22 protein-coding genes and 1 tRNA gene are annotated in these 24,736 nt (G+C 69.1%); 7 read left to right on the forward strand and 16 right to left on the reverse strand.

Going from position 1 to position 24,736, the window contains the following annotated elements:
• Positions 1-578: 578 nt before the first annotated feature.
• Positions 579-3,212 (forward strand): N-acetylmuramoyl-L-alanine amidase, encoded by a 2,634-nt coding sequence (locus G3I60_RS16030; RefSeq protein ID WP_239069887.1) that lies wholly within the window; start codon positions 579-581, stop codon positions 3,210-3,212.
• Between the two features lie 228 nt (positions 3,213-3,440).
• On the opposite strand, the gene cyaB is transcribed toward G3I60_RS16030, so the two are convergent.
• The 4 genes from cyaB to G3I60_RS16050 all read right to left on the reverse strand — a co-directional run bounded on the left by cyaB (position 3,441) and on the right by G3I60_RS16050 (position 7,932).
• The gene (gene cyaB, locus G3I60_RS16035) at positions 3,441-4,010 is read right to left on the reverse strand and encodes a class IV adenylate cyclase (protein ID WP_164607309.1); all 570 of its coding nucleotides are present in this window, start codon (positions 4,008-4,010) and stop codon (positions 3,441-3,443) included.
• Between the two features lie 30 nt (positions 4,011-4,040).
• Positions 4,041-5,117 (reverse strand): aldo/keto reductase, encoded by a 1,077-nt coding sequence (locus G3I60_RS16040; protein ID WP_164607311.1) that lies wholly within the window; start codon positions 5,115-5,117, stop codon positions 4,041-4,043.
• Between the two features lie 10 nt (positions 5,118-5,127).
• Entirely contained in the window at positions 5,128-7,266 is a 2,139-nt protein-coding gene (locus tag G3I60_RS16045; protein ID WP_239069890.1) for a radical SAM protein, read from the reverse strand.
• Positions 7,267-7,602: 336 nt separating this feature from the next.
• Complete coding sequence (locus G3I60_RS16050) at positions 7,603-7,932, reverse strand: DUF6415 family natural product biosynthesis protein (protein ID WP_164607313.1); 330 nt, start codon at positions 7,930-7,932, stop codon at positions 7,603-7,605.
• 257 nt (positions 7,933-8,189) lie between these two features.
• Here G3I60_RS16050 and G3I60_RS16055 point away from each other — a divergent pair, with 257 nt between their 5' ends.
• Positions 8,190-9,515 (forward strand): tetratricopeptide repeat protein, encoded by a 1,326-nt coding sequence (locus G3I60_RS16055; protein WP_343241949.1) that lies wholly within the window; start codon positions 8,190-8,192, stop codon positions 9,513-9,515.
• A 128-nt stretch (positions 9,516-9,643) separates the two neighbouring features.
• Here G3I60_RS16055 and G3I60_RS16060 read toward each other — a convergent pair whose 3' ends face one another.
• The gene (locus G3I60_RS16060) at positions 9,644-10,021 is read right to left on the reverse strand and encodes a nuclear transport factor 2 family protein (protein ID WP_203673059.1); all 378 of its coding nucleotides are present in this window, start codon (positions 10,019-10,021) and stop codon (positions 9,644-9,646) included.
• Positions 10,018-10,386 carry a hypothetical protein gene (locus tag G3I60_RS16065; protein WP_164607315.1) on the reverse strand — a complete coding sequence of 123 codons (369 nt, stop codon included), beginning with the start codon at positions 10,384-10,386 and terminating at the stop codon, positions 10,018-10,020. The genes G3I60_RS16060 and G3I60_RS16065 overlap by 4 nt, the downstream gene beginning before the upstream one ends.
• Between G3I60_RS16065 and G3I60_RS16070 the strand changes: the two genes are divergently transcribed.
• On the forward strand, positions 10,385-11,392 hold the full coding sequence (locus tag G3I60_RS16070) for an RNA polymerase subunit sigma-70 (RefSeq protein WP_164607317.1): 1,008 nt from the start codon (positions 10,385-10,387) through the stop codon (positions 11,390-11,392). The two genes, G3I60_RS16065 and G3I60_RS16070, sit on opposite strands and share 2 nt — an antisense overlap.
• A 269-nt stretch (positions 11,393-11,661) precedes the next feature.
• On the opposite strand, the gene G3I60_RS16075 is transcribed toward G3I60_RS16070, so the two are convergent.
• From G3I60_RS16075 to G3I60_RS16090, 4 genes are all read right to left on the reverse strand, one after another.
• Positions 11,662-13,386: a mobilization protein gene (locus G3I60_RS16075; protein ID WP_164607319.1), complete on the reverse strand. Its 1,725-nt coding sequence runs from the start codon at positions 13,384-13,386 to the stop codon at positions 11,662-11,664.
• Positions 13,383-13,943 carry a plasmid mobilization relaxosome protein MobC gene (mobC, locus tag G3I60_RS45450; protein WP_164607321.1) on the reverse strand — a complete coding sequence of 187 codons (561 nt, stop codon included), beginning with the start codon at positions 13,941-13,943 and terminating at the stop codon, positions 13,383-13,385. The genes G3I60_RS16075 and mobC overlap by 4 nt, the downstream gene beginning before the upstream one ends.
• A gap of 340 nt (positions 13,944-14,283) precedes the next feature.
• Complete coding sequence (locus tag G3I60_RS16085) at positions 14,284-15,225, reverse strand: DUF2637 domain-containing protein (RefSeq protein ID WP_164607323.1); 942 nt, start codon at positions 15,223-15,225, stop codon at positions 14,284-14,286.
• Between the two features lie 247 nt (positions 15,226-15,472).
• Complete coding sequence (locus G3I60_RS16090; protein WP_343241950.1) at positions 15,473-16,912, reverse strand: DnaB-like helicase N-terminal domain-containing protein; 1,440 nt, start codon at positions 16,910-16,912, stop codon at positions 15,473-15,475.
• Positions 16,913-17,275: 363 nt separating this feature from the next.
• Here G3I60_RS16090 and G3I60_RS16095 point away from each other — a divergent pair, with 363 nt between their 5' ends.
• The 3 genes from G3I60_RS16095 (at position 17,276) to xerC (ending at position 19,454) form a co-directional block, all read left to right on the forward strand.
• Positions 17,276-17,818: a helix-turn-helix transcriptional regulator gene (locus tag G3I60_RS16095; protein WP_269275705.1), complete on the forward strand. Its 543-nt coding sequence runs from the start codon at positions 17,276-17,278 to the stop codon at positions 17,816-17,818.
• A gap of 122 nt (positions 17,819-17,940) precedes the next feature.
• The gene (locus G3I60_RS16100) at positions 17,941-18,159 is read left to right on the forward strand and encodes a helix-turn-helix domain-containing protein (protein WP_164607325.1); all 219 of its coding nucleotides are present in this window, start codon (positions 17,941-17,943) and stop codon (positions 18,157-18,159) included.
• Positions 18,156-19,454 carry a tyrosine recombinase XerC gene (gene xerC / locus G3I60_RS16105; RefSeq protein WP_164607327.1) on the forward strand — a complete coding sequence of 433 codons (1,299 nt, stop codon included), beginning with the start codon at positions 18,156-18,158 and terminating at the stop codon, positions 19,452-19,454. Before G3I60_RS16100 ends, xerC begins: the two co-directional genes overlap by 4 nt.
• A 94-nt stretch (positions 19,455-19,548) precedes the next feature.
• On the opposite strand, the gene G3I60_RS16110 is transcribed toward xerC, so the two are convergent.
• From G3I60_RS16110 to G3I60_RS16135, 6 genes are all read right to left on the reverse strand, one after another.
• Positions 19,549-19,929, reverse strand: a complete 381-nt coding sequence (locus G3I60_RS16110) for a hypothetical protein (protein WP_164607329.1) — start codon at positions 19,927-19,929, stop codon at positions 19,549-19,551.
• A gap of 443 nt (positions 19,930-20,372) precedes the next feature.
• Positions 20,373-20,446 (reverse strand) — tRNA-Pro (locus G3I60_RS16115).
• A 12-nt stretch (positions 20,447-20,458) separates the two neighbouring features.
• The gene (locus tag G3I60_RS16120; protein ID WP_164295165.1) at positions 20,459-21,151 is read right to left on the reverse strand and encodes a Pr6Pr family membrane protein; all 693 of its coding nucleotides are present in this window, start codon (positions 21,149-21,151) and stop codon (positions 20,459-20,461) included.
• Positions 21,152-21,155: 4 nt separating this feature from the next.
• The gene (locus tag G3I60_RS16125) at positions 21,156-22,106 is read right to left on the reverse strand and encodes a metallophosphoesterase (protein WP_164607331.1); all 951 of its coding nucleotides are present in this window, start codon (positions 22,104-22,106) and stop codon (positions 21,156-21,158) included.
• A complete protein-coding gene (locus tag G3I60_RS16130) occupies positions 22,073-23,002 on the reverse strand; it encodes a RimK family alpha-L-glutamate ligase (protein ID WP_164295163.1) in 930 nt (309 codons plus the stop codon). Before G3I60_RS16130 ends, G3I60_RS16125 begins: the two co-directional genes overlap by 34 nt.
• Entirely contained in the window at positions 22,999-23,940 is a 942-nt protein-coding gene (locus G3I60_RS16135) for a RimK family alpha-L-glutamate ligase (protein ID WP_138358710.1), read from the reverse strand. Before G3I60_RS16135 ends, G3I60_RS16130 begins: the two co-directional genes overlap by 4 nt.
• Before the next feature lie 284 nt (positions 23,941-24,224).
• Between G3I60_RS16135 and G3I60_RS16140 the strand changes: the two genes are divergently transcribed.
• On the forward strand, positions 24,225-24,692 hold the full coding sequence (locus G3I60_RS16140; protein ID WP_138358708.1) for a GatB/YqeY domain-containing protein: 468 nt from the start codon (positions 24,225-24,227) through the stop codon (positions 24,690-24,692).
• The last annotated feature ends 44 nt before the right edge of the window (positions 24,693-24,736 follow it).

Below are 24,736 nucleotides of genomic sequence, written 5' to 3' on the forward strand. Positions count from 1 at the left end.
CGCATCCCTCTGGCTCTCATGTGTCCCTACAGTCTGTGACGGGTCCATGACTTGGACCATTCAACGCGAACCGTAGCGGGGACAAAAAGATGCTTTGAGCTGCTAAAAAGGACTTGTTGATCTTTACGGGACCCACACATGCGCAATCTTTGCCTACTGATGGGAACCGTCCTACGCGGCGAGGGTGTACTGCCCATCCAGTGGACTGGTCAATGGCCCGGCCGGAGTCCAAACACACGACCCGCCGGATGATTTGAAGAGGTCTTGCACCGGTGCCCGATGGTCGCATTCCCCCTTCCCGCTGCTAGCGTCTGCCTGTCTTTGACATGACACACAGGGGGCGCCTGGGCGCGCCAGAAGATCGAGGCAGGTCGTTGACTCGTAGACATCGCCGGTCGGGGAAGTTTCTGCCGATCGGCATAGCGGCCACGCTCATCGCGGGATCCGTGGCGGCGATAGGGACGTTCGCGTTGGCGGATTCGTCCGGCAGCGCTGCTCCTGCGCTGGATCCGGCTGCGGGGTTGCAGCGGGAGTTCGCGGACGCCGCGCAGGAGTTTGACGTACCGCAGAGTGTTTTGATGGCTGTTTCGTACCATATGACCCGGTGGGAGACGCATCAGGGTCAGCCCAGTACGGCCGGGAACTACAACGTCATGGGCCTGACGCAGGTGACGCCCAAGGACGTGGAGGCGCCGACGCGGGCGGAGCGGCTGTCGCATCTGAACATGAGCGGCGATCCGGCCCGGATGAAGAAGTTCAACCCGGCCCGGGCCCTGCAGGGCAGCGATGACCAAGCCGACACCTCCGACCCCCGGCTGCACACCCTGGAAGCGGCTGCGAAGCTGACCGATGAGCCTGTCGGCTCCTTGCGCAGTGATCGTGCGGAGAGTGTGCGGGGCGGGGCGGCGCTGCTGGCGCAGTACGAGAAGGAAGCGATGGGTTCGCTGCCCAAGGCTGCGGGGCAGTGGTACGCGGCCGTCGCGCGCTACAGCCAGGCCCCGGATGCCAAGGGCGCCCAGTTGTTCACGCAGCGCGTCTTCCAGACCATCAACCGTGGGAGCAGCCGGGTCACTGCCGACGGGCAGCGGGTCACCCTGGCCGCCGACCGGTCGGTCACGCCGGTGAAGCCGGCGAAGATGAAACTGGCTGCGACGTTCGCCAGCACCGCGGTCGCTCCGGTCCCCGAGTGCCCGTCGGGTCTGAACTGCGATTTCCGCCCGGCGGCGTTCCAGAAGAACAGCACGGATCCGGCGGACTACGGCAACTACGACGTCACGAACCGGCCCGCCGACGGTGTCGACATCCGATACATCGTCATCCACGACACCGAGGGCGGCTACGAAGGTTCGCTGAGTGTCTTCCAGAACCCGGCGAAGTCCGCCAGCGCGCACTACCTGATCCGCGCCTCGGACGGTCTGGTCACGCAGCTGGTGCCCACCAAGGACACCGCCTGGCAGGCCGGCAACAAGACCCTCAACATGCATTCGGTCGGCATCGAGCACGAGGGCTTCGCGATCAAGGCCGGGTCCTGGTACAGCGAATCCCAGTACGAGTCATCCGCCGCGCTGGTGAAGTACCTCGCCACCCGCTTCGGCATCCCGCTGGACCGTGAGCACATCATCGGCCACGACGAGGTCCCCGGCCCGATCGACGCCAACGTGGCCGGCATGCACTGGGACCCGGGCCCCTACTGGGACTGGAACCACTACTTCTCCCTGATGGGCGCGCCGACCGGCGACGCGGGCGCGGGCAGCCCGGTGCTGGCCGGCCAGGAGATCACCATCGCACCGCCGTTCACGACGGCCAACCAGCCGGCCATCGTGTACTGCACCCCCACCTGTGCCACCCAGACGCCGCGGCCGGCGAACTTCCTCTACCTCTACTCCGATGCCTCCACCAGCTCGCCGCTGATCGCGGACGCGTATCTTCGCTCGGGCGCCGCGGGCAGCACGCAGGGACCGGACTGGGCCGCCAAGGCCGTCACCGGCGGCCACTACGTGGTCGCAGCGGTTAAGGGCGACTGGACGGCGATCTGGTACGGCGGCCGCATGGGCTGGTTCTACAACCCCGGCGGCCAGCGAACCGCCCCAGTGGGTACCACCGCGCAGCCGGTCGTGACCCCGAAGGCGGGACTCGCCTCGATTCCCGTGTACGGCAGGGCGTACCCGCAGACGGCCGACTACACCGGCACCCAGGTGCCGGTCCAGACCGACACCGACAAGGCGCTGACGAAGTACACCCTCAAGGCAGGCCAGGTCTACGTGCCCGGCGGCCCGGCCGTTGCCGGGGACTACTTCTACGCCATGAACTTCGACAACAGCGCCCCCGGCGACCACACACTGGTCACCGGAACCACGAAGTTCATCCCGATTAGGTTCAATCACCGCCTCGCCTGGGTCCGAGCCGATGACGTGCGGCAGATCAGCAGCACCCGACCGGCGAGCGGTGCGACCCGTTCCGACCTGGTCGCACTCGACAAGTCCGGCGTGCTGTGGCAGTACCAGGGCAGCGGGAGCCCGAGCGCCCCGTTCCTGTACCGCTACCGTCTCGGTGCCGGCTGGCAGGGCTACAACGCCCTGTTCGACCTGTCCGGACTGCACGCCAACGCAACGGGCGACCTGCTCGCCCGGGATCCGGCGGGCACCTTGTGGTACTACAAGGCCACCGGCAATATCTCGGCCCCCTTCGCGCCACGCGTCAACGCCGGATCCGGCTGGCAGATCTACAACGCCCTGGTGGGCGTGGGCGACGTCACCGGAGACGGAAACCCCGACCTGATCGCCCGGGATACCGCAGGGATCCTCTGGCTCTACCGCGGCACCGGCAACCCGGCGGCACCCTTCGCCACCCGGCTCAAGGTCGGCACCGGCTGGCAGATGCACAACATGCTGGTCGGCGGAGGCGATCTGACCGGCGACGGAAAACCCGACCTGATCGCCCGCGACACCACCGGCGGCCTCTGGCTCTACCGCGGCACCGGCAACCCCTCCGCACCTTGGGCCGCTCGCCTCAAGGTCGGCACCGGCTGGCAGATGCACAACCTCCTCGTCGGCACATCCGACCTGACCAACGACGGCAAAGCGGATCTCCTGGCCCGGGACACCACCGGCAGCCTCTGGCTCTACCGCGGCACCGGCAACCCCGCCGCACCCTTCGCCGCCCGCACGCTCGTCACCACCGGCTGGCAGATGTACAACGCCCTCGTCGGCTGACCCACCCGTCGGAAACCTCTCAGGCCGCCGGTCTTCCGCGCGCCCGCCAGGCAGCCGCCCCTACTGGGGCCACGGCCTGGCGGGCGCACACGTTTCCCACCAGCGCCTTTGAAGGCTGCGGTGAGGTAGGTCTCTGAGGAATCTCGGGCTCCGGTACCGCTGTCGCCATCTCGCGGTGCGGGCTTGTGAGACCAGGATGCCGAGGGGCTGGGCGCCGGCTGCAGCGGGTCAGGATGTGGTGTGGCGGCCGAGGGCCAGGTGCGGGTAGCCGGCGTGGATGCGTTTGCCGAGCTCGGCACCGAGGGTGGCGATGAAGTCGTCCAGGCGGGTGGTGGCGGCTTCGATGCTGTCGGCTTCGCCCTTGAACTCGAATTCGATGAAGGTGCCGAGGCCGGCCACGTCATCGAAGGCGACGGCGATGTCCCCGTCGCTGGTGGTCCATTCCTCGCGGACCTTGTCGACGGTGGCGATCTCCTTGTAGTCGAGTGCGTCCAGGAGCAGGGTGACGGCCTTCGGATCCGTGACAGCCGACTCGTACTCGTCGCAGTGCGTCTTCACCTCGGCTTCGATCGGGTGCCACCGCTTGAAGTTGAGGGACGCGGTGTTGTCCTCGACGCGGACCCGCAGCCATTCGGAGATCGTCGTGGGGGCGAGGAAGTCCCGGTGGGGTGCGTTGTAGTAGGTGTCGATCTGGCGGGACGCCTTGCCGGGCTTGGCTTCCATGCGGGTCAGGGTGTCCTTGACCGAATGGGCTGGGACAGCGAGCCGGTACTTCTGCTCGACCTCGGTGTACTCCACGGTGTGTCCTTTGCTGCTGGGGGTGCTGGGTCAATTCTTTCGACGGCCGATGGTGTTGGACGGAAAATCGGTCATCTTCTCCCGCACGGGTGACATGACGTCGTGCAGGAAGTCCATGTCCTCGTCGGTGATCGGCTCGTGTGCACGGGCCAGGGTGGTGCTGATCTGGGATGCGTCCCGGAATCCGATGAGGGCGACGGCTTTCGGGGCATCGTGGAGGGCGTACTGCACTGCGGCTCTGGCCAGGTCATGAGGGGCGGTGCCGAACCGTCGTCCGATCCGGTCCACCGCGGCTTCCAGCAGGCGTAGAAGATCGGTGGCGACCGGCTTGGCCGAGCGGTGGTCGGAGGCGCTGAACGCGCGTTCGGACCTGGGAGTGCGGGTGCCTAGGAGGAGGCCCTGTCCGAGGACTTGCTTGATCAGGACGCCGATTCCTTCGGCGCGCGCGAAGGCGAAGATGTCGGTCTCGCCGGGTGAGTACCGGGGGCTCATCAGGTTGTGGCGGACGGTGAGCACGTCCGGGCGTACGGACCGGAACAGGTGCAGGAAGCGGCTCGTCTCGGCCGCCTGCGGGTGGTTGGGCTGGTCTGCCCATTCCAGAGCGAACCGGTGGGGTGCCCGCATACCCACGGCCCGGATCAGGCCCTGGTCGCGTAACTGGAGGATGGTGGTGATTGCTGGTTGCAGGTAGGCGTCGCGGTCGCCGAAGTCGCTGCTGTGCAGGTGGTACAGGTCCAGGTAGCCGGTTCCCAGGTTGTCCAGGGTCGTGGCGAACTGGCGGTGTATCTGGCTGGGGAGGTAGGGGTGTCGGGCGGTGCCGGCGAAGTACCCGACCTTGCTGGAGATCACGAGGTCCCTACGGGTGGTCTCGCGTAGGAGGCGGCCGATGAGGCGTTCGGATCGGCCGAGCCCGTAGACGTCTGCGGTGTCGAAGAGGGTGACGCCGAGCTCGTGTGCGCGGACCAGTCCTTCGTAGGCGGCGTCTTCGTCCACAGCATCCCAGCCGATGGGTGTCCCGTTGTTGACGGCGGGACCGCCGATGGTCCAGCAGCCCGCGCCGATCCGTGACACCCTCCGTCCGAGACCTGGCATGTTGTGGTGGTCCATCTGATCCTCCCTAGGTTCCGCAGGGGTCTGAGGCGTTGATCAGCTGCCAGCCGGTGGCGGACTCCCACCTGCTGTGTTCGTGGTAGAGCATCTTGGCGTGCTCTCCGCGCAGTCGCGCTCCCACCTGCTCGACGGTGGACGCCATGCGTTCGCGCAACCGATCGATCCGGGCCTCCAGCAAGGTGCCGATGAGGACGGTGAGCTGCTGGACGGCGTGGTCGTCGACCGGGATCAGGGGGTGGGTCTCGATGACGGCGATCATCTCGCCCAGGACGGTAAAGGCGGCATCCTTGAGTACCACGCGGGCTGCGCGCACCGCGTCTCGCTGGTCACCGTCGAGGATCTTCTCCAGTGACTTGAGCGTGTAGTCCAGGGCGAAGTTCCGGTCTACCCAGCGCTGTGCCCAGGTGCTGGCAATGCCGATGCGCCAGTCTGCGAACCGGGCGTCGATTCGGCCCATCGATGGCCGTACGGAGCCGGTCAGTCCGCGTTCCTGGGCTTTGCGGGTGTAGGCAGCCCCGATCAGGCACTCCATTGAGACGAGCATGTAGGAGATGCCCGTGTGCAGAGGGCGGCCGGTCGCCGCCTGAGCCACGAACGCCTCATCCCGTACCCCTCGCACGATGTCGGCCGGCGCCAGGTGCGGCTGCGGGTGCAGTAGGAGATCGGTGCGGCCCTGAAAGGCGTAGGTGGCTCTCAGCTCCTCCAGCGTCATCAGGTGGTCGAAGGTGATGTACGTAAAGCGCGTGGGGACGCCGAGCGCGGACAAGGTGCGGATGGCCAGGGCGTTCTGCTCACCGCCGGTCTCCTTGTTGAACCGGGCCAGGATGGAGTCGACGCCCGATTCCACGCCGAACAGCATCCGACGCAGGCCCCGGTTCACGAGCGTGCGCCACATATCGGCCCGCTCCACGTGCCACGCGGCGTCGCGGTCGGTCCGTACGACCTGGTCCACCCGGCAGCTCGACTCCCAGGCGAACCCGGCTTCGTGCAGCACCCGGCCGACGTCCAGCGCACGGGAGACCGCATCGTCACCGCGGCCGATGAACTCCTCGTCGACCAGGTACAGGGTCCGCGACACATCCGGATACCGGTCGTAGACCTTCCGCAATTCGCCCAGCATCCACGGCAGACGATCCGGGGCGGCTCCAGACCAGGTGCCCTTGTGGCCGCGCGGGCAGAACGAGCAAAAATTGGTGCACCCCCGGCTCGCCTCCAGCTGGGCCACCCCGTGGTGCTCGAACGTCGCTGGGAGGAGATCGAGTTCGGGGAAGATGTCCGCCGTCGCGTCGCGCGCTATCGGCTTGGCGGTGCGGCGCCGGGCGATGGCTATGCCGCCTCCTCGGGCCGTTCCGTTGTAGCCCAGCGCCGGGACGTGCTGGCGCTCAAGGTTGCCGTGCCAGTGTCCGAGGAGTCCCTCGATCGTGGCTTCCCCTCCGGCACGGGCGACCAGCAGATCCGGATAGCGCTCCAGGAGCAAGCCTTCGTTGCGTGCGGTGAGGCTTCCACCGACCACGATGACGGGCGGCTCCGGCAGGGCGAAGGCCGTGTCCAGCAGTGTGATCAGGAGGTCGTGCTGGCCGAAGGTTGCGGACACTCCCAGGATGTCGGGGGCCTCGATTTGCACCCGGGTGATCAGATCTTCCAACGTGATGCCGAGCTGCATGTCTGCTAGGGACACGGTGCCCAGGAGGGTCGAGCGGGCGGCACGCGCCACATCGGAGATGCCTAACGGGAAGCGGGGCAAGGGGAAGTACTCCGGGTGGTACAGGGCGGCGAGCAGCACACGCGGGCGGCTGAACCGGCCGACGGCGTGCTCGTCCAGATCTGCTAGCGATAGCCAGGATCCGGCGTCGTCGAGGTGGACGTGCCCGTCCAGCCAGGCCGGCCAGACCCGCGTCTCATGCGGCTGTCCGGACAGATCCGCGACGACCCACTGCCGGTCCGGACGCTCCAGGAGCACCAGGCGACGTTCGAGCGTGCCGGTGACGTGGACCCGGCCGGTGTGGCAGGACGCGAGGGCTGAGCGCAGGGCTTCGGGGGCGATCGACAGGCCGTGGATGTCTTCTTCGGCCAAACGGTGTTGGTCGTCGGGCGATCCAGCCAGCCGGAGGATTTCTCGCAGTCTGGCGCCTGTGTCGAGGGACATGGACAGGGGTCCTTCCGGGAGGGAGGGGCGGGAGGTGGAATCCGGCGGCCGGGCGGGACGTGGCACCGCGCAGCCGTCGGGGTCTGTGGCGGGTGAACAAGGAGCAGGACGAACAGCCGGCGCACGGCTCACCGAGACGCTGGGTTCACACCGGCAGGTGTGCGGGTTCGCCGGCGTGCGGCGGCAGGTCAGGGCGGGCGGCTGCCACGGGGACTCGCGCCGCTTCCGTCACGTGCGGGGCGAGGATCAGCGCTGGCGGGAGGAGCCCCAACAAGCCGAGCAGAGCCACCGCCAACCCAGGTTTCGAGGATCGTGGGGCAGCCGCGTGCGCGCCGCTCACCGGCGGCCACCTGTCTGCGACAGGGCGACGTAGCGGGCCAGATGGTCAACGGCCTTGGCCAGCAGACGGAGGTTCGCGGCAGGGTCCTGTACGGGGTCCTGCACTACAGCGCGGGCATGGCGGACGGTGTTCATCGCGATGTCGCGAGCCCGGGAATCCGAGAGGTTCGCGGCGTAGGTGTCGGCCGGGTCCAGAAGGGCACCGATGTAGGTACGGAGGCGTCCACGCAGTTCATCGGCGGCAGGTCCCGTTGGGCGGCCTGCGGCCAGGGCCAGGGCGAGCCGGACGTCACTGGCCATGTCGGCGGCGCTGATCGGGGTCGTCATCGGGACTCCGCGGGCAGCAACAGCACGCAAGTTGCGGAGATACAGACGCAGACGCTTTTGGTGGGGGTTCTGTCGGTGGTGTGCACGAGTGTGATCACCGTTTTCCGTTCGATGAGCGAGCACGTTCTCTGTGCTGTTCAGTCAACGAGCGGGTACGCACGGTGAGGAGGTGCCAGGCTGTAGGCCAGTCGTAGGCCCGTGTAGGCCAGCTCAGGGCGGACATGAGGTCCTGCCGTGTCAGGGGAGGGAGGGGCGAGGTGCCCGACAGCCCGGAGATCGGCTTACTGATCCAGCAGGCGTGTGCGGCACGTGGTTGGGGTCCGGCCAAGCTCGCCCGGGAGCTGGGGATCGCCGAGGGGCGAGGGCCCGCCGGCCTCGACCGGCAATCCGTCCGCCGGTGGATGGTGGGCAAACGGAAGCCGGATTATTGGATGCCGTACATCGTCGAGGTTCTCGAACTGGACGATCACTCGGTTGCGGCACCGGAATACGCCGAGCCCGGATCAGCGGTCACGGATACCGTGGCGTCAGTCATCGAGTTGGGAAGGAGCGACGTGCTACGGCGGAACTTCCTCGCCGCGACGAGCGCATACGCCCTTGGCGCCATCAACCTTCCGGACCCGGAGGGCATCGTGCGCCGGACCAACCGTGTCGGAGCCGTACGGGTCGGCACCGGCGAGGTCGCCGCAGTCCGGCAAATGTCCCAGGTCCTCGGCGACGCGGCAGCCGAGCTCGGCGGCGGCCACGCCCGGCACCTGGCCGTGCGCTACCTGATCGAAGACGTCGGCCCGTGGCTCAACGGCAACTACACGGAAAAGACCGGCCGGGACCTGTTCGCCGCGACCTCCCAACTCGTCCACCTCGCCGGCTGGATGGCCCAGGACGAAGGCAACCAGGGCATGGCCCAGCGCTACTACGCGCACGCCTACCGCCTCGCGGCCGAAGCCGGCGACCCCGAACTGTCAGCGACCGCCCTCCGCGGCCTGGCCGTACAGGCCATCGACCTCGGCCCGAGATTCCACGCCGTCGCTCTGCGGCTGTCCGAACGATGCGTCGACGCGGCGAAGACCCTGGACGACGCGCGAGCCGTCTCCTACTACCAAACCACCCTCGCCGACGCCGCAGCGCTCGACGGTGACCGCCGACTTGCGACCAAGGCGCTTGCGGCATCGCAGACGGCAATTGAGAAATCCCCCGACGCACCGCCGGGGGATTCGTGGGCCTCGCACTTCAGCATCGGGCGGTGGGCTCACCACTCGGGCATGATCCTCGCCAGGCTCGGCGACCTCGACGGGGCGACCGAGCACCTGCACCAGTCCCTGGAGATCCACGGTCTCGACCGCCGCCGCAGCCGCGCGATCGTCCTCGCTGACCTCGGACAGGTCCACGTGCGGCAAGGCGACCTCGACGCGGCACTGTCCACGTGGACGGCGTTCCTCGACTGTGCGGACGGCATCAGGTCGGTGAAGGTCGGCGAGGCGGTCGAGGACATGTACGCCCGGCTGGACCGCTACAGGAACGTGCCCGAGGCGGAGGACCTCCGGCAGAGAGCAGAACCTCTGCGGCCCGCAGCGGAAGCCTGACGGAAGTCCGGGATGCTCCGGGCGTCATGGACGCGACGAGCTGGGTTAACACCGGGCTGTGCGTACTCCAGTTCGCTAGGAGGCAACGGGATGGCGGATCCCCGCAGTTGCCACGACGACCTTGAGGCTTAGGTTGCCGCCTGACGTGCCGCCTCGAACGGTGTTCGGTCGAAGAGGAACCGACTGTAGGTGATCTTGCCGTCCTTCACGGTGACGCATTCGGCGCCTGGCGCGTGCTGCACCGGGACCGTCTCGGTGGCGTACATGACCAGCGCGGTCTCGTCGTCGCCGAAGGCCGCGATCATTTCCGCGCTGATGAGCATCTGCACGAACGGGCCCATGAAGGCGCGGTACGCCGCAGCGCCCTCGATACGCCCTGCAGGCGCGTCGCAAATGATGTCGTCGGCGATGTACGTCATGGCCCGTTCGAAGTCCTTGCCGGTCCACGCGTCGTGGTACGCCAGCGCGGTCTTCAGGGCTGGGCTGGGGTGGTCGGTCATCGTCATCGTCGTTCCTCTCTGGTCACGAAGTCGCGCGCCTCCTTGAGATACGCGACACAGGCGTGTTCGTCGGTCGGGCTGAGGCGGACCCATTGCCGCATGGGGTGTCCACCGCGCGGATCGCAGGTATGCCCCGCACCGGCGGCAATGAGCTCGGTGACCCGCGCTGCAGGAAGCTTGACGACGAGGTCATGCCGGGTGGTAAACGCATAGAACCGTCCGGCTGCCTTCAGACCCGGGCTGTGCAGCATGCGGCCCAGCTCGTCGCGCGGGTGCAGTTCGAGAAACAGTTCGAATGCCTGTCCAAAGGTATCCACATGTGTTGAGACACCGCTGCTGCCTCCAACGGAACGGTGCAAGGATGCGATCATGACCGAGGACACCCTGGCCAGCGCCCAGGCCGGCGATCCGGAGGCGTTCGGCAAGCTCACCGACCCGTACCGTGGCGAGCTGCAACTGCACTGCTACCGGATACTCGGCTCGCTGACCGATGCCGAAGACATGCTGCAGGAGACGCTGCTGGCGGCCTGGCGCGGCCTGGAGGGCTTCGAGGGTCGGGCGTCGCTGCGGGCCTGGCTGTATCGCATCGCCACCAACCGATGCCTCAACGCCCTCCGCGACGCGCGGCGACGCACCCCACCCACGCCGATCCCACCGTTCGAGCCGCCCGAACCCACCCGTCGCGGCGAGACCACCTGGCTCGAGCCGTACCCGGACACGTTGCTCCAACAGATTCCCGACGCCCGCCCCAGGCCGGACGCGCGCTACCAGAGCAAGGAGGCGGTGGAACTCGCGTTTGTCACCGCGCTCCAACAGCTGCCGCCCCGCCAGACGGCGACGCTGGTGCTGCGCGACGTGCTCGGCTACTCCACGGCCGAGGTCGCTGAGATGCTGGACACGACCGAGACCGCCGTCAAAGGCGTCCTGCAGCGCGCACGCGCCGGCCTGGACGAACGCCGCGGCTCCGTGGCCACAGTTCGACCCGGCTCCGCTCAGGAGCGCGACCTCACCCGGCGCTTCGCCGAGGCATTCACCGCCGACGACATCGACGGGGTCGTCGCTCTGCTCATCGACGACGCGTGGCTGACGATGCCGCCGGCACCGCACGAGTACCGAGGTGCGGCGGCGATCGCCTCGTTCCTCCGGACCGGTGCGGCCTGGCGTGAGGGTCACCGGTTCCGGCTCGTACCCACCCGAGCCAACACCCAGCCCGCGTTCGGCTGCTACCTCCCCGATACCTCCCAGCCGATCGCGTACCCGGCCGGGCTGATCGTGCTCACCATGGGGGGTGACCGGATCATCGCCATCACCCGGTTCCTCGACAACGATCTGCTGCCCCGATTCGGGCTCCCCGAGAAGGTCACCCTGCCCGCATAGGCACCGTAGGAGGGAGACCCGCTGCCGCAGAGGACTCCGGCCACTCGGAGAGGCACCTTTTCGTCGGGTCTCCCGCAGGCAATGGAAGCGGCCTGGGCTGGGCGCCGTACCGGCGGGAGTCGGCCGTCGACTCGCTGACCACGGAACGGGCTTCGCTGGGGCGTGAATTCGACCGGATGAGACGCGTACGACGTCTGCGGCATCGGCACGGAGGGAGAGGCAGGGTCGGCCACTTGGCGGTGACCGGCCCTGCTGCTGGGACGGAGGCTCTACCGGCGGTGCCGGTGGGCCCTATCGGTGTCCGTGGGGCGTGCGGCAGATTGCGAGGTTCCGTTCTGCTGGGTAAGAACCGGCATTCCAGTGATGGTTGAGCGGAGGCGGGCGGCGGCGGCTCGTGGGTTGGGTGCGGGGTTGCGGGCGGTGTGTTGGATGCGGGCGATCAGGACTCGGGCGGGTTGGCGGGCGGTGGTCAGTTCACGCTGTGCGGCAGCTTCCTTCAGGAGTTGGTGGGGTTTGTGTCCGCCGGCTTCGGCGTCGGCGAGGACGGTGGCGAGGGCGGGCCAGGTGGGGTCGGTGAGGATGCGGGTGGCGTGGTCGGGGATGGCTGCCCTTACGTCGTTGGCGAGGGCCTTGGTGCTGTCTTGCTGGGGCTGGCGCCTGCTGAGTTCAGCGAGCTGCGGTGCGGCGGCCTGGTCGTAGGCGGCTTGCAGGTGCTGGAGGGTCAGGTGGGCGGCGGCGGCCTGCTGTGCGTGGCCTCGGGCTTGGTGCCAGCGGCTGGCGAGGATGGTGGCCCAGACTAGGGCGGCGAGCAGGACCGCTGTGGTGCTGTCCTTGCCGCCTGCGGTGTTCAGCAGGTCACGGGCGGCGGTGCGCAGGCCGGCTGCGGCGGCGTGTTCGGCGCGGACCTGGGAGCGCTGGGCGCGGGCGAACGCTTCCGATGCAGTCCGGAGTTCGGCCCGGCGTTCCGCTGGGGCGGCTTGGGAGGTGGCTTCGATGAGTTCGCCGAGCGCGGCGATCTGCGCCTGTGCCGTCCTGCCGCTCGCGTTGGTGTCGGTGAGGGCAGCCGTCACACCGTCGAGGGCGTCGGTGGCGCGTTGCCAGGGTGTGCTGGGCCGGTCGCGGCGGGCGGTGGGGTGTTCCTCAGGGGTGCTGGTTTCCAGGCGGGCCTTGAGCTGGGGCAGGGACAGGTCCGGGGCGATCTTCCCGCCGGGGTGGAAGATCTGCTCGCCGTTCTTGTTCAGGTCGCCGGGGCGGCCGACGGCGTAGCCGAGGAGTTCGCCGGAAGGTCCGCGCCTAGGTTTGACCTCGACGCCGTCGGCTTGGAGGTAGGCGAGGAGATCCTCGGCCGTGGTGGTGTGGGGGATGGCGGCGCGGAGGCGGTCCTGGAGCCAGGCGCGGGAGGTCTGCTCCCAGCCCAGGCGGGCGGCTTTGTGCATCTCGCCCTGGGTGGGACGCCGGGCAGCGGTGCGGTCGCCCTTGTTCAGGCGCCGTAGCCCGTAGTCTTCCTCGATCTTGCGGCACTCGGCGCCGACCCGCAGGCCGCTGTCGTGGAGCTTGGGGCGGCGGCCGTCTTCGCGGACGGTGGTGGCGACGATGTGGATGTGGTCTTCCGCGTGGCGGACGGCGATCCAGCGGCATCCCAGGTCGTCGCTGTCGGGGGCGATGCCGGCTGCCTGGACGATGCGCTGCGCGATCTGGCCCCATTCGGCGTCGGACAGGTAGCGGTCTTCGGGGGCGGCGCGGACCGGGCAGTGCCAGACGTGGTCGGTGACGGGCTTGCCGAACTCGCTGTTGCGCAAGGTCACGGGTTCGTCGAGGTGGTGGGCGAGAGCGGTGAGGGTCGCGTTCTCGTCGCGGCCGGGATCGGGCATGCCGAGGGTGGCGAAGGCGGCGACGAGGTGTGGGTCGAGGTGTTCGTCGTGGGTTCCGGGGCCGTAGAGGTAGGCGAGCAGACCGCGGGTCTTGGCGCCGGAGGGCTTGATGGCGGCGATCATTCCGGTCGGCCCTCCGTCGGGTCGGAGGGCTGGCACAGAGCCTGGGCGATGTCCGTGAGCAGGTGGTGCAGTTCGTCGAGGCGCTGGGTGATGTCGGGCGGGGTGTAGCCGGTGTTGAGGGCGCGGGCGATCTGGTTGACGTTCGAGCCGGTGCGGTTGAGTGCGCGCAGCACCTGGGCGCGGAAGATATGCGTGCGACGCCGGTCCTCGCTGAGGGGGAGATTGGCGGTGAACCGGCCGGTAATGAAGGCGAGGACGATGTCGGCGGCGAAGCCGGATTCGCCCTTGTAGTTGTGCTCGGCGGCGGCCTCCTGGAGGCGGGTGCGCTGCTGGTCGGTGAAACGCAAGGGGCCGACGCGCATGGTTCGTTTATCGCCGGTGAAGCGGCGGATCGTGGGCTGTACACCCTGCACCGGCGACTCGCCGGCGGCAGGGGCATCGGCGCGTACGGGGTACAGGATCGCTTGTTGCGCGGCGTGGAGGGTGTCGGGGTCGGGGCCGCCCTCGGTCCCGGCTTCCTGGCCCGGCGCCCCCTGGCGCCGGGCCGTCTCCGCCACCCCTGGGGCGGAGATCCCCCGATTCCGGCCGCGAGTCGGACTCGGGGTACTACTGGCTCCGCCAGGGGCTGTCTTCCCGAACGCCGACCACAAGAGTTCCTTCATCGTAGGGCGCTTGGAGACCTGCTCGCGTCCCTCTCCGGTGTCGTCTGCGATGTGTTGGTCCTTCGTCATCTTGGGGTCTCCTGGCGGAGGGTTCGGTGTTGCGAACGAGGCGGATTCGGACGGGTGGACCCGTGGTGATGGTCCGGATGCCTGGCGGTTTGGTGCGGCCCGAACGATGGGATAGAGGGGCGGCGCGGCTTCCGGCTGACTGGGAGCCGCACCGCGCGGTCCCTGGTCAGCGGAGGGTGAGCTGCTCGGCGCTCTCTTCCGCGCGGAGGCGGTCCATGACGGCGGTGAGCCGGTCGCTGGACAAGGTGATTCCGTGCGCCCTTACGGCCTTGGTGACCACGGTCCGGCTCAGCATCCCGGCGTCGGTCGCTGCTTGGCGGCCGATGGCGAGCAGGTCGTCCAGGGACGCCCCCGGCGGACGCCCGGCGGGCTTGCCGGCGGTCACTCCACCGGAACTTCCGGTCGGGCTGTCACCTGCTGAGGTCACCTTGTCCTGGGGTTCGCCCACAGCGGGGGGTCCGGGCACCTTCTGAACCGAGAAGCCTTGCGGCGAGGCAGGGGGCTGGCGGTCAGCGTCCCTGTCCTCGGCGAGGTCGTTGGCGGTTTCGTCAGCGGGCGGGGTGTCGGTGGCGGCCGTCGGTCCGTCGCTGCCGGGCAGGATTCCGATTGGCCCCTCTTGCCCCCTGCTGTGGTCAGCAGGGATTCCGTGCAGGGGAGCGTCCGTCGTGTGGCGGGCGATGAGGATGTGGAGGTGGACGGCCCCGGCCAGGGCGAGCGGGGCGAGCATGGCCAGGAGGCCGACGGTGGCGTCTCCAAGGTGGAGATCGCCGGTAGTGGCTTGCTGGTTGAGCCGCACCGCGTGAAGGGCGTTGGCCCAGACACTTGCCGTGGTTGCGATACCGAACAGCGCCCACACGTACAGGCGAGCGTGGAAGGGCGCGGTACGTAGGACCAGGAGTGCGCGGACGCCGTAGGCGATGAAGCCGTCGATCACTAGTGGGAAGAGGTAGGTGAGGATCCCGCGGACGTGGATGGCGACGGCCATCTGCTGGAGGGCGTCGTAGGACAAGGCGCATCCGGCGGCGCCGAGGGTCAAGATCGCTATACGGTCCCAGCCGGTGGCGCGTTGGCTGGTGCCGGTGTTGGTGGGTAGGGCGAGCGGGGTCATGCGGGGTCCTCCGTGGCTGCTTTCAGTGGCGTTCACGGCGTTCACGGCAGGGGCGTACACGCGAGCCCCCTTCTAAAGGGGGGCTCGCGCGTGAACGCTGGGGTGCGTGGACGGCGTGTACGGTCGCGTGAACGTTTGACCTGCGGTTTTGCGGCGAGCGTGGACGCTCTGGGCGCGCTGTGGACCCGTGTGCGCGGGAGGGGTGCGTGTACGCCCCCGTGTACGGTCCTGACGCCCATCGGGCGGGCTAGGACACCGCGCCGATGTGGCGGACCGAGGCGCGGTAGCGGGCCTGCTGGCCGCCTCCGCTGCCGCCTGCGGCGCCTTCGGCCTTGACCGCGAGTCCGGCTTTGGCGAGGCGCTCCAGGGTGCGCCTGGCCTTCTCGCTGGCGGCGCGGTCGGGGTTGCTGTCGCCGCTTTGGATCGTGGCGAGCTCGCGGACGGTCAGGCCGTCGGGGCGCTGGCGCAGGATCGCGATCGGGTCGAGGGCTGGGTCGACCTGCGAGGTGCCGTGTTCGTGGTCGTGGAGGACTTGGAGGGGGCCGACTTCACCGGTCGGGCACTTGAGGTGGTGGAGCGTGACGGCGGGGTCACCTGCCTCTCCTCCGATGAACAGGATGCTGCCTGCCCCGGAGGTGAGCCAGGTGGAGCCGTAGACGCGGTCGAGGGTCGGCCGCTGGGCGCGGGGTGCGCCTTCGGTGGCCTTGCGCTGGTGGTGGAGCTCCATGACCTCGACGCCCTGGCGGATGGCTCGCTGGCGGGCGTTGTTGTAGGCGACGGCGAGGGCGTCGTCGACCAGGGTGCTGACCGCGTCCTTGAGGCTGTCGATCACGATCGTGTCGGCCTGGTGGGCGGCGGCGAGGTCGGCGAGGAGGTCGGGTTCCCTGTCCAGGGTGGCGGGCAGCGGGCCCTGCCAGACGGCCAGCCCGTCGCGCACGCGCGACATGTGCTCGGGCTCGATCCGTCGGGCCAGGGCTCGGGCGATCTGCTGGGGCCGGTCCATGGCCAGGTACAGCACGCGCTTGCCCGGCGCGACCGGCATGTCCAGCACACCGCTTGCCAGACCCAGGCGGGCCATGACCACCTGATGGGCCAGGGTCGTCTTCCCGACGCCAGGAGCTCCGACGATCATCAGACTCTCACCGGACGCCCAGACCGTCTGCGCGCTCGTCCCCCACAGGGGCTGCTTGTCGGCGCCGGTCTCGGTGACGAACCGCCAGCCATCGACGATGTAGCGCGACAGCCGTCCCTGTCCTGAGGCCAGGGCGCGCTCACGCTCGGCCCGGACCTCCGACTCGACCTCGCTGCGGATCAGGTCCGGGTCCGCTCCGGGTTCCATCGTGCGCTGGACGGTGCGGATGCTGGAGGTGCGCAGGCGCCGCAGGTCGGCGAGCTTGCGCACGATGCTGGCGTAGTGCTCGGCGCCGCTGACCGAGGGTGTGGCGCCGGCGATCTGGTGCAGGTAGGAGGCGCCGCCGACCCGCTGCAGGTCGTCCTGCTCGCGCAGCTGGTTGCACAGGACGATCGGATCGGTGGGCTTGTCCTCGCTGCGCAAGGTGAGGAGGGCGAGCCAGATCGACTCGTGGGCCGGGCGGTAGAAGTCGGCGCCGTCCAGCAGGTGACGCACCGCGTCGATCACGTCCGGGTGATGCATACAGGCGCCGAGCACAGCGGCCTCTGCGGCCACGTCGTGCGGGGGTACTGCTGTTATGTCCGGAGATGGCGGGTGGCTGCCGTTCTCCCGGAGGTGTGGCGCGTTCGACCGGGGTTCGTCCATACTGGACACGAAGCTCCTCGCTCGCGGGCCATACGGGACGGCGAATCCCAGGCCACGCGGGTAAATCGTTCAGGGATGGGCGGTTGTGAGTGTGCGAGCTTGGCCCTCGGCGTTCGTAGCGCCGGGGGCTTTTTGCGTTCACCTCCGTACGGGGGCAACGACCACGGTACCGGAAACGTTCCGCATTGCAACGCTTGCATTCGTCTCCGCAATGGTGTTTCCTTGTCATCATCGCCCCGGCTGTCCGCCGGGCCCGGTCGAGGAGGTGGAGCCGTGAGCGACGAAGGCGCGTCTCGTGCAGGGCAGGACCGGCCGCTGCCGGAGGAGTACGTTGCCGAGCGCATCAAGCTCGAACGCGAGGCGCGCGGCTGGAGCACGGTCACGCTCGCCGAGCGGATGGCCGAGGCCGGGCATGTCGTCAACCAGTCCGCGATCTGGCGCATCGAGAGCGGCAAGCCCCGTCGGCGGGTCAACCTCGACGAGGCGCTCGGCTTCTGCAAGGTCTTCGACCTCACCCTCGAAGAGCTGAGCAGCCCGCCCGGCCAGCTAGCCAATCCGCTGGTCCGCCGTCTTATCGGCGAGTACGTCGACAGATGGAAGGAATGGCGGGCGCTGGGCAAGGACATGCGCCGGATCCAGGACGACCTCAAGGCGTACACCGACGCCAACCCGAACCAGGAAGACATGGTCAAGGGGCTCCTCACGCATGAGATGGCCGTCGCCTCCAACGGCGAGTTCCATCACCACAACGCCGCTCCGCCCAAGCTCCGCAGTTTCCTCGGCGACCGTATGAACGGCCCGACCGACAACAACTGAAACGGTGCCGCGCTGCTACGAACAGCGCGGCATCTGTTCGAACCAGTCGCCCATCCCTGAACGATTTCACCGGCCGACCCCGGGATTCGCCGTCCCACGGTCAGCCAGAAGAGGAACCTCCCATGCCCGCCAGCACTGCCACCACCGTCATCGAGCGGAAGTGGTTCACCACCGCCGAGGTCGCCGAGATGCTCAACTTCGGCCTGTCCAAGACCAAGGCACTCGTCCACTCGGGCGCCATCCGCTCAGTCCTCATCGGCCGCAGCCGCCGCATCCTGCCCGTCTGGGTCGACGAGTACGTTGCCCGGGTCGTCGCCGACGACATGGAGCTGACGGCATGAGCGGCAAACGCGGTAACGGCGAGGGGTCCATCTACCCCTACAAGAACGGCTTCGCCGCCTACGCCTGGGTGACCACGCCCATGGGCAAGCGCGCCCGCAAGTACGTCTACGGCAAGACCCGCCCCGAGGTCCACGACAAGTGGCTCAAGCTCCACACGGCGGCCAAGGCCGGCCCGGTGGCCACCAGCACACCGACGCTGGAGAGCTTCCTCGCCCACTGGCTGAAGGCCGAGGTGGAGGTCAACCTCAAGCCGCTCACCGCCGCGACCTACGAGACGGTGGTCCGCCTCTACATAACGCCCCTCCTCGGCGCCAAGCGCGTTGACCGGCTCAACGTCCGAGACGTGCGCGAGTGGCTGAACAAGCTCGCCGCCACCTGCCAATGCTGCGCGCAGGGCAAGGACGAGGCCCGACCCGAGGAGCGACGCCGCTGCTGCGCGGTCGGCAAATGTTGCGGCAAGGTGCTGGCCAAGCGGTCGGTCGGCGACGCCCGGACCGTGCTGCGCAGCGCCCTCACCTACGCGATGAGCGAGGAGATGATCTCCCGCAACGTCGCCCAGCTCGTCAAAATGGCCAAGCCCCGCAGCCGCAAGGTCATCCCCTGGTCGGTCGAGGAGGCCAGCCGCTTCCTCGAATCAGCGCGCACCGCCCGTGACCCGCTTTACGGCGCGTACGTGATGATCCTGGTCCTGGGGCTCCGCAAGGGGGAGGTGCTCGGGCTGGAATGGTCGAACGTGCTGCTCGACCGCAACGAGGTCCTCATCCAGAAGCAGCTCCAGCGGGTACGCCGCCAGCTGCTGCACTCGGAGACCAAGACCGACGCCTCGGAGGCACTGCTCCCGCTGCCGGACATCTGCCGCGCCGCGCTGCTGCTGCGCCAGAAGAGCCGCGACGCCCACAAGCTCGCCGCCCGCGAGCTGTGGACTGAGTCGGACATGGTCTTCACCACCCGCTACGGAACTCCGGTCGAGCCCCGGAACTTCAACCGGCGCTTCGCATTCCGCTGCGCCGAAGCCGGGGTCCGACTGATCCGCGTCCACGACACCCGCCACACCTGCGGCTCGCTGCTGGCGGCCCTGGACGTCCACCCGCGCATCGCGATGCAGATCCTCCGGCACACACAGATCTCGGTGACCATGGAGGTCTACACGCACATTCCGTCCGAGCAGACCCGCGACGCCCTGCGCAAGCTCGGGGCAACGCTCGAAGGCGGGCTGGCAGATCTGGCGGCGGCCGAGCTGGACGAGGGCCTGCCTGATCCGGCAGCTGAGGAAGGACGCCAACCGCCGGAGTAGGTTGCTGTACCTCGCTGCGTAACCGCACGCCAGAGGCCCCATCGGATGACTCCGATGGGGCCTCTGGCCTAGGTCAGGACACCGCTGCCCTTCGTCAGAAGGTGTTGGCGGTGAAGGGGCGCACGGGTTCCGCTACAAAGCCGAGCAGACGCTCGAATTCGGTGTACTCGTCCTTGCTCATGAGCTCGACGGCGTTGCCGAGGTTCTTCTCGGTGAGCTGCTGCATGAAGGGGGCGAGGAAGCGCTGCAGAGTCTCCGGCGCGTCCACCGCTTCCTGCAGGTAATTCCGGTACCGGGTGTGCTGCATGCGTACTTCTTCACGTTCGGCACGGGTTGCCTCAAGGACACGAGCCTGTTCCTCCCTGCTGAACGGGCGTCCGTCGCGGTGGGTCCATATGTCGGTGTTGGACAGGCGAATGAAGTCCGCGCTGCAGAGAAGGGCGATGATGTCGGGTCGGGGTGTGGGCGTGGTCATGCGGGGTGATGCTCCTCGTTGGTTGGGGAACACCAATGGTTCGGAGAATCGCCGGTTGGGCTAACCGGCGATCGTCGGCTATGTTGCGCCCGCCTCCCCGGGCCAATGCCGACAGCTGGAGGGGTTCGACCCGGGCGGCCGCTGTTGCGGTTAAGGCCGCCGGCCATCTCGCCAGGGTGCTGTCTGGGGCGGCGCTGCTGCTGCACCACAAGCGCGACCCGCATGGCTCGCTCCCCGCGAGCCGTCCGAGGAGATTCGCGGCGACCTGCGCGAGCTCGGGGCGACGCGCGAAGGCGGGCTGGCGGCGGCTGAGCTGGAAGAGGCGGCCGTCCGCCCCGGCGGTCGATGAAGGTCGCCAGCGGCCGGAGTGGTTGCTGTACTTTCCTGCGGTACAACGTGAAAGAGGCCCTATCGGATCTCTCCGATAGGGCCTCTGACCTGGGTCGGGGTGGCGGGATTTGAACCCACGGCCTCTTCGTCCCGAACGAAGCGCGCTACCAAGCTGCGCCACACCCCGGTGCAACGAGATTTACTTTAGCGGACGGGAAGCCGGAGACGAAATCCGGTTTTCCTGGGTGGGGAGGCGGGGGCGGGTGCGGTCGAGGGTGATGAGGAGGAGGGCGAGGGCGGAGAAGGCGAGGGCGAGGACGGCGGCGTTGCGGAGGACGGCGGGGTAGCCGTGCAGGTCGACGTCGAGGAAGGGGTAGGGGTAGCGGTTCGGGGGGTCGATCAGGAGGCCGCGGAGGAGGGCGAAGGCGGCGTACGCGAGGGGGAGGGCGAGCCACTGGTAGGCGTAGCGCCACTGGAAGCGGGCCGGGGTGGTGAGGAGGAGCCAGTCGAGGGTGACTGTGACGGGTGTCACGGTGTGCAGCAGCTGGTTGGAGAGGATCAGGTCGCCGGTGCGCTGGGCGAGGTTCTCCGCCTCGGAGAAGCCGCTGGACTCGTTCGCCAGCACGAGGTGGTAGACGAGACCGGTGATCACGATGCAGAGCAGGACCGCGCCGGTGATGCGCGGGGACAGCGGCGGGCGGCCGGTCCAGGCGCGGTGCGCGGACCAGGCGAAGGTGATCGCGATGGCGGCGTTCGTCAGGATGGTGAAGAAGGTGAAGACGCGCAGCGGGTCGGTGTGCACGCACTCGATGGTGATGCCGGTGACGGCGGCCGCGGCGATGAGGGCGCGGCAGAGGGCGATGTAGGGACGACGGAGCGCCGGCTCGGACATCACCTCACCGTACGGGGCGGCCTGCCTTCCGGGCGGTCAGCGTGAGGAGTGTCGCCTCCGGAGGGCAGGCGAAGCGGACCGGGGTGTAGCGGTTGGCGCCGCAGCCCGCGGAGACGTGGAGGTAGGAGCGCTCGCCGCCCGCGGTGTGGGCGGACAGGCCCTTCACGCGCTTGGCGTCCAGGTCGCAGTTGGTGACGAGGGCACCGTAGAAGGGGATGCAGAGCTGGCCGCCGTGGGTGTGGCCGGCGAGGATCAGCGGGTAGCGGTCGGCCGCGAAGGCGTCCAGGACCCGCAGGTACGGGGCGTGGACGATGGCGAGGCTGAGGTCCGCGGCCGGGTCGGGGCCGCCGGCCACGCCCGCGTAGCGGTCGCGCTTGATGTGCGGGTCGTCGAGGCCGGTGAGGGCGATCTCGATGCCGTCGTCGAGCTTGAGGTGGCCGCGGGTGTTGCTGAGGCCCACCCAGCCGGCGGCGTCGAACGCGTCGCGCAGATCGCCCCACGGGTTGCGGACCACATTGGTGACCGGTTCCGTCTTGCCGTTGAGCCCGTGCTGACTGCGGGACTTCTCGATGAGGTACCGGGCCGGGTTGCGGAACCGGGGCCCGTAGTAGTCGTTCGAGCCGAAGACGTACGCGCCGGGGAAATCCATCAGCGGGCCGAGCGCGTCCAGGACCTCGGGGACGCCCTCCGGGTCGGAGAGGTTGTCACCGGTGTTGACGACGAGATCCGGGCGCAGCCCCGCCAGGGACTGCAGCCAGCGGCGCTTCCTGTTCTGGCCGGTGACCATGTGGATGTCGGAGACCTGCAGGATCCGGATCGGCCGCATCCCGGCGGGCAGCACCGGGACCTCGAAGCGGCGCAGCCGGAAGGCCTGCGGTTCGATTGCCGTGGCATAGGCCACGCACGCCGCGCCGACTGCCGTTACGCCGAGGGGAACTCCGTATCGCGCTCGCATATGTCCATCGTCGCAGATGAGATGAGGGCCGCCAGAGCATGCGGCGCTCCGCTGCCGCCCCGGAAGCCGGGAAAGGCGTTGATATCGACGATGAGCGGGGTCCCGGACCGGTCGGCGATCACGTCCACGCCGTAGACGTCGAGGGCGAAGACCTTGCCCGCCTGCAGCGCCAGATCGTGGGCCCCGGGGGGCGGCGGAGGCGGCGGGGGCTGGCCCCCGGGCTCAGCTGCCGCGCTGTCCGCGCTGTCCGCGCCGTGTGCGCCGTCCGCGCCGTGCGCGCTGTCCGGGCCGTCCGCGCTGTCCAGGGCTCCCAGGGGGGACGGGCGCAGGCCGGTGAAGACCTGGCCGGCGATCACCCACAGCTTGTGGTCCCAGCCGTCGCCCGGCGTGAAGTCCTGGACGACGACCAGCTCGTCCGGCCACCTGCGGGCGAGGTCCCGCAGCCCGGCGGCGTCGTCGACCCTGGCGACGACATCGCCGCGCCGGTTGGCCCGGCTCTTGACGATGAACGGATAGCCCGACGGCGGCGGAGCGGTGAGCCGTGACAGCGGAGCGACGGTCCGGGTCACGGGGAACGGGAGGCCCGCGGCCAGCGCGGTCTCCGCCATCCGGACCCGGTCCTGGCACAGCTCGGTCGACGCGGCCGAGTTGACGACACGCGCACCGCGCCGCTCCAGGGCCCGGGCGAGCCGGATCGCTTGCGGCGTATGGGACTTGAGGAGGTAGACGTCGGCGAGCGCGGCTGGTGCGGGTTCCGTGGCGTGGGCCGGGTCGGTGAACTCGACGTGGGTGTGGTGACGGTCCGCCAGCAGGGTGGCGGTGGCGGCCAGCAGCGGGTGGTCCGGCTTGTCCGTCAGGAAACAGACGCGCTGTCCGGTGGAATCAGCGGTGTTCATGTGCCGGCCTGTGCGGGGACGAAGGCCGCAGCCTGGGGAGTGAGTCCGGCGTGCCCGCCCGCTCCGCCCGTCCTGGCCAGGTCGAGCACGGCCCGCGCCACCCGGGCGACGGCGTCGGGCACCTTGCGGAAGCTCGGGAAGTCGTTGATGTCGACGACGACCGGACCGTCCGGCCCGAGCAGCACGTCGATCCCGTACAGGTCCAGGCCGAAGACGGCGCCGATCTCGGCCGCCAGCCCCGCCACCTCGCGGGGGAGCGGCACGAGCCGTTCGTCCACGGCGAGTTCCGGGCGCAGCGGCGAGGCCCGTACGGTCGCGAACGCCTCACCGCCGACGCAGTACACCTTCAGGTCCGTCCCGGAGTTGGGCACGTACGGCTGGGCTATGAGCAGACCACCGTCCTCAGGACCGGGGCCCGGGCCGGGACCGGAGGCCGCTTCGCCGCTGTCGCCGGACCCCGTGAGCTGGTCCGGCGTGTGCACCAGCCGCACCCCGCGCCCCGAGCTGCCCGCCGCGGGCTTCACGACCAGCGGGAAGTGCTCCTCGGGGACCTCCGCGAACAGTTCGGCCCTGGCGGCCGCGTACGTCACCGGCATCGGCAGACCGTGCTGCTGCGCGACGAGCGCGGTGAGTGCCTTGTCGCGGACCGCCCGGATCGCGCGGGCGTCGTTGACCGTGGTCAGGCCGAGTGCCGCCGCGCCTTCGAGGAGGGTCAGGCCGGGGCCGCCGGAGACGGTCTTCAGCACCCAGGCGTCGTGCGCGCCCGACTGCACCGCGGCGGAGAGCCCGGACAGTTCGGAGAACTCGGACAGCCGGATGAGAGAACCGCCGGGGCGGATGACGTCCACCTGGTGTCCCCAGGCGCCCAGTTGCCTGACCACGTCGAGAGGCATGCCGTCGTGACGGTAGTGCTCCTCGACGAGGAAACAGAGCCTCATCTGGTCCCCTTGCCCCCCGGACGTCCGCCGATCCGTCCGGCAGAGCTGTGACCGAACAGGATGCCATGGGGCGCTTGGTGTTCCGGCGCGCGGGACCGGTCCGGGACACCTCCGGGACCTGGACGGGACCTGGGCGGGACGCGGATGAGAGGCGGGCGGGACGCGGATGGGACCCGGACTGGACCCGACGGGACGTCGACAGGACCCGACGGAACGCCGACGGGACCCTGGACGCAGGCGTTAATGGGCGGCAGCACCGCCCCGCGGGTGCGAGACTCGACGGCATGACCACCACGCTCAAACAGCGACTGCACGACGACCTCATCGCGGCCATGAAGGGCCGCGACGAACTTCGCTCCGCCACGCTCCGCCTCACGCTGACCGCGATCACCAAGAAGGAGGTCGCGGGCACGACCGCCCGTGAACTCTCCGACGACGAGGTGCTCAAGGTGATCGCCGGTGAGGCGAAGAAGCGCCGCGAGGCGGCCGAAGCCTTCGCCCTGGGCAACCGTCCCGCCTCGGCCGAGCGCGAGCTGGCCGAGGGGGAGGTGCTCGACGCGTACCTGCCGAAGCAGCTGTCGGACGAGGAGCTGGTCGGGATCGTCACCGCCGCCGTGGCCGAGGCGAAGGCGGCCGGCGCCGAGGGCCCGCGCGCCATGGGCGCGATCATGAAGATCGTGAACCCGAAGGTCGCCGGTCTCGCCGAGGGCGGCCGCGTCGCGGCCGAGGTGAAGAAGCAGCTCGCGGGCTGATCCACCCGGTATCGCACGATCGCACGCGTGAGGGGCGTCACCCG

It is taken from the genome of Streptomyces sp. SID13666, assembly GCF_010548325.1.
Lineage (GTDB): Bacteria > Actinomycetota > Actinomycetes > Streptomycetales > Streptomycetaceae > Actinacidiphila > Actinacidiphila fildesensis.

Bases quoted from the DNA above. Each gene is read 5' to 3' on its own strand.
- G3I60_RS16030 (WP_239069887.1), top strand. From the start codon at position 579: ATGGCTGTTTCGTACCATATGACCCGGTGGGAGACGCATCAGGGTCAG.
- G3I60_RS16040 (WP_164607311.1), bottom strand. From the start codon at position 5,117: ATGGACCACCACAACATGCCAGGTCTCGGACGGAGGGTGTCACGGATC.
- G3I60_RS16045 (WP_239069890.1), bottom strand. From the start codon at position 7,266: ATGTCCCTCGACACAGGCGCCAGACTGCGAGAAATCCTCCGGCTGGCT.
- G3I60_RS16050 (WP_164607313.1), bottom strand. From the start codon at position 7,932: ATGACGACCCCGATCAGCGCCGCCGACATGGCCAGTGACGTCCGGCTC.
- G3I60_RS16060 (WP_203673059.1), bottom strand. From the start codon at position 10,021: ATGACGATGACCGACCACCCCAGCCCAGCCCTGAAGACCGCGCTGGCG.
- G3I60_RS16070 (WP_164607317.1), top strand. From the start codon at position 10,385: ATGACCGAGGACACCCTGGCCAGCGCCCAGGCCGGCGATCCGGAGGCG.
- G3I60_RS16065 (WP_164607315.1), bottom strand. From the start codon at position 10,386: ATGATCGCATCCTTGCACCGTTCCGTTGGAGGCAGCAGCGGTGTCTCA.
- G3I60_RS16075 (WP_164607319.1), bottom strand. From the start codon at position 13,386: ATGATCGCCGCCATCAAGCCCTCCGGCGCCAAGACCCGCGGTCTGCTC.
- G3I60_RS16085 (WP_164607323.1), bottom strand. From the start codon at position 15,225: ATGACCCCGCTCGCCCTACCCACCAACACCGGCACCAGCCAACGCGCC.
- G3I60_RS16100 (WP_164607325.1), top strand. From the start codon at position 17,941: ATGCCCGCCAGCACTGCCACCACCGTCATCGAGCGGAAGTGGTTCACC.
- xerC (WP_164607327.1), top strand. From the start codon at position 18,156: ATGAGCGGCAAACGCGGTAACGGCGAGGGGTCCATCTACCCCTACAAG.
- G3I60_RS16110 (WP_164607329.1), bottom strand. From the start codon at position 19,929: ATGACCACGCCCACACCCCGACCCGACATCATCGCCCTTCTCTGCAGC.
- G3I60_RS16120 (WP_164295165.1), bottom strand. From the start codon at position 21,151: ATGTCCGAGCCGGCGCTCCGTCGTCCCTACATCGCCCTCTGCCGCGCC.
- G3I60_RS16125 (WP_164607331.1), bottom strand. From the start codon at position 22,106: ATGCGAGCGCGATACGGAGTTCCCCTCGGCGTAACGGCAGTCGGCGCG.
- G3I60_RS16130 (WP_164295163.1), bottom strand. From the start codon at position 23,002: ATGAACACCGCTGATTCCACCGGACAGCGCGTCTGTTTCCTGACGGAC.
- G3I60_RS16135 (WP_138358710.1), bottom strand. From the start codon at position 23,940: ATGAGGCTCTGTTTCCTCGTCGAGGAGCACTACCGTCACGACGGCATG.
- G3I60_RS16140 (WP_138358708.1), top strand. From the start codon at position 24,225: ATGACCACCACGCTCAAACAGCGACTGCACGACGACCTCATCGCGGCC.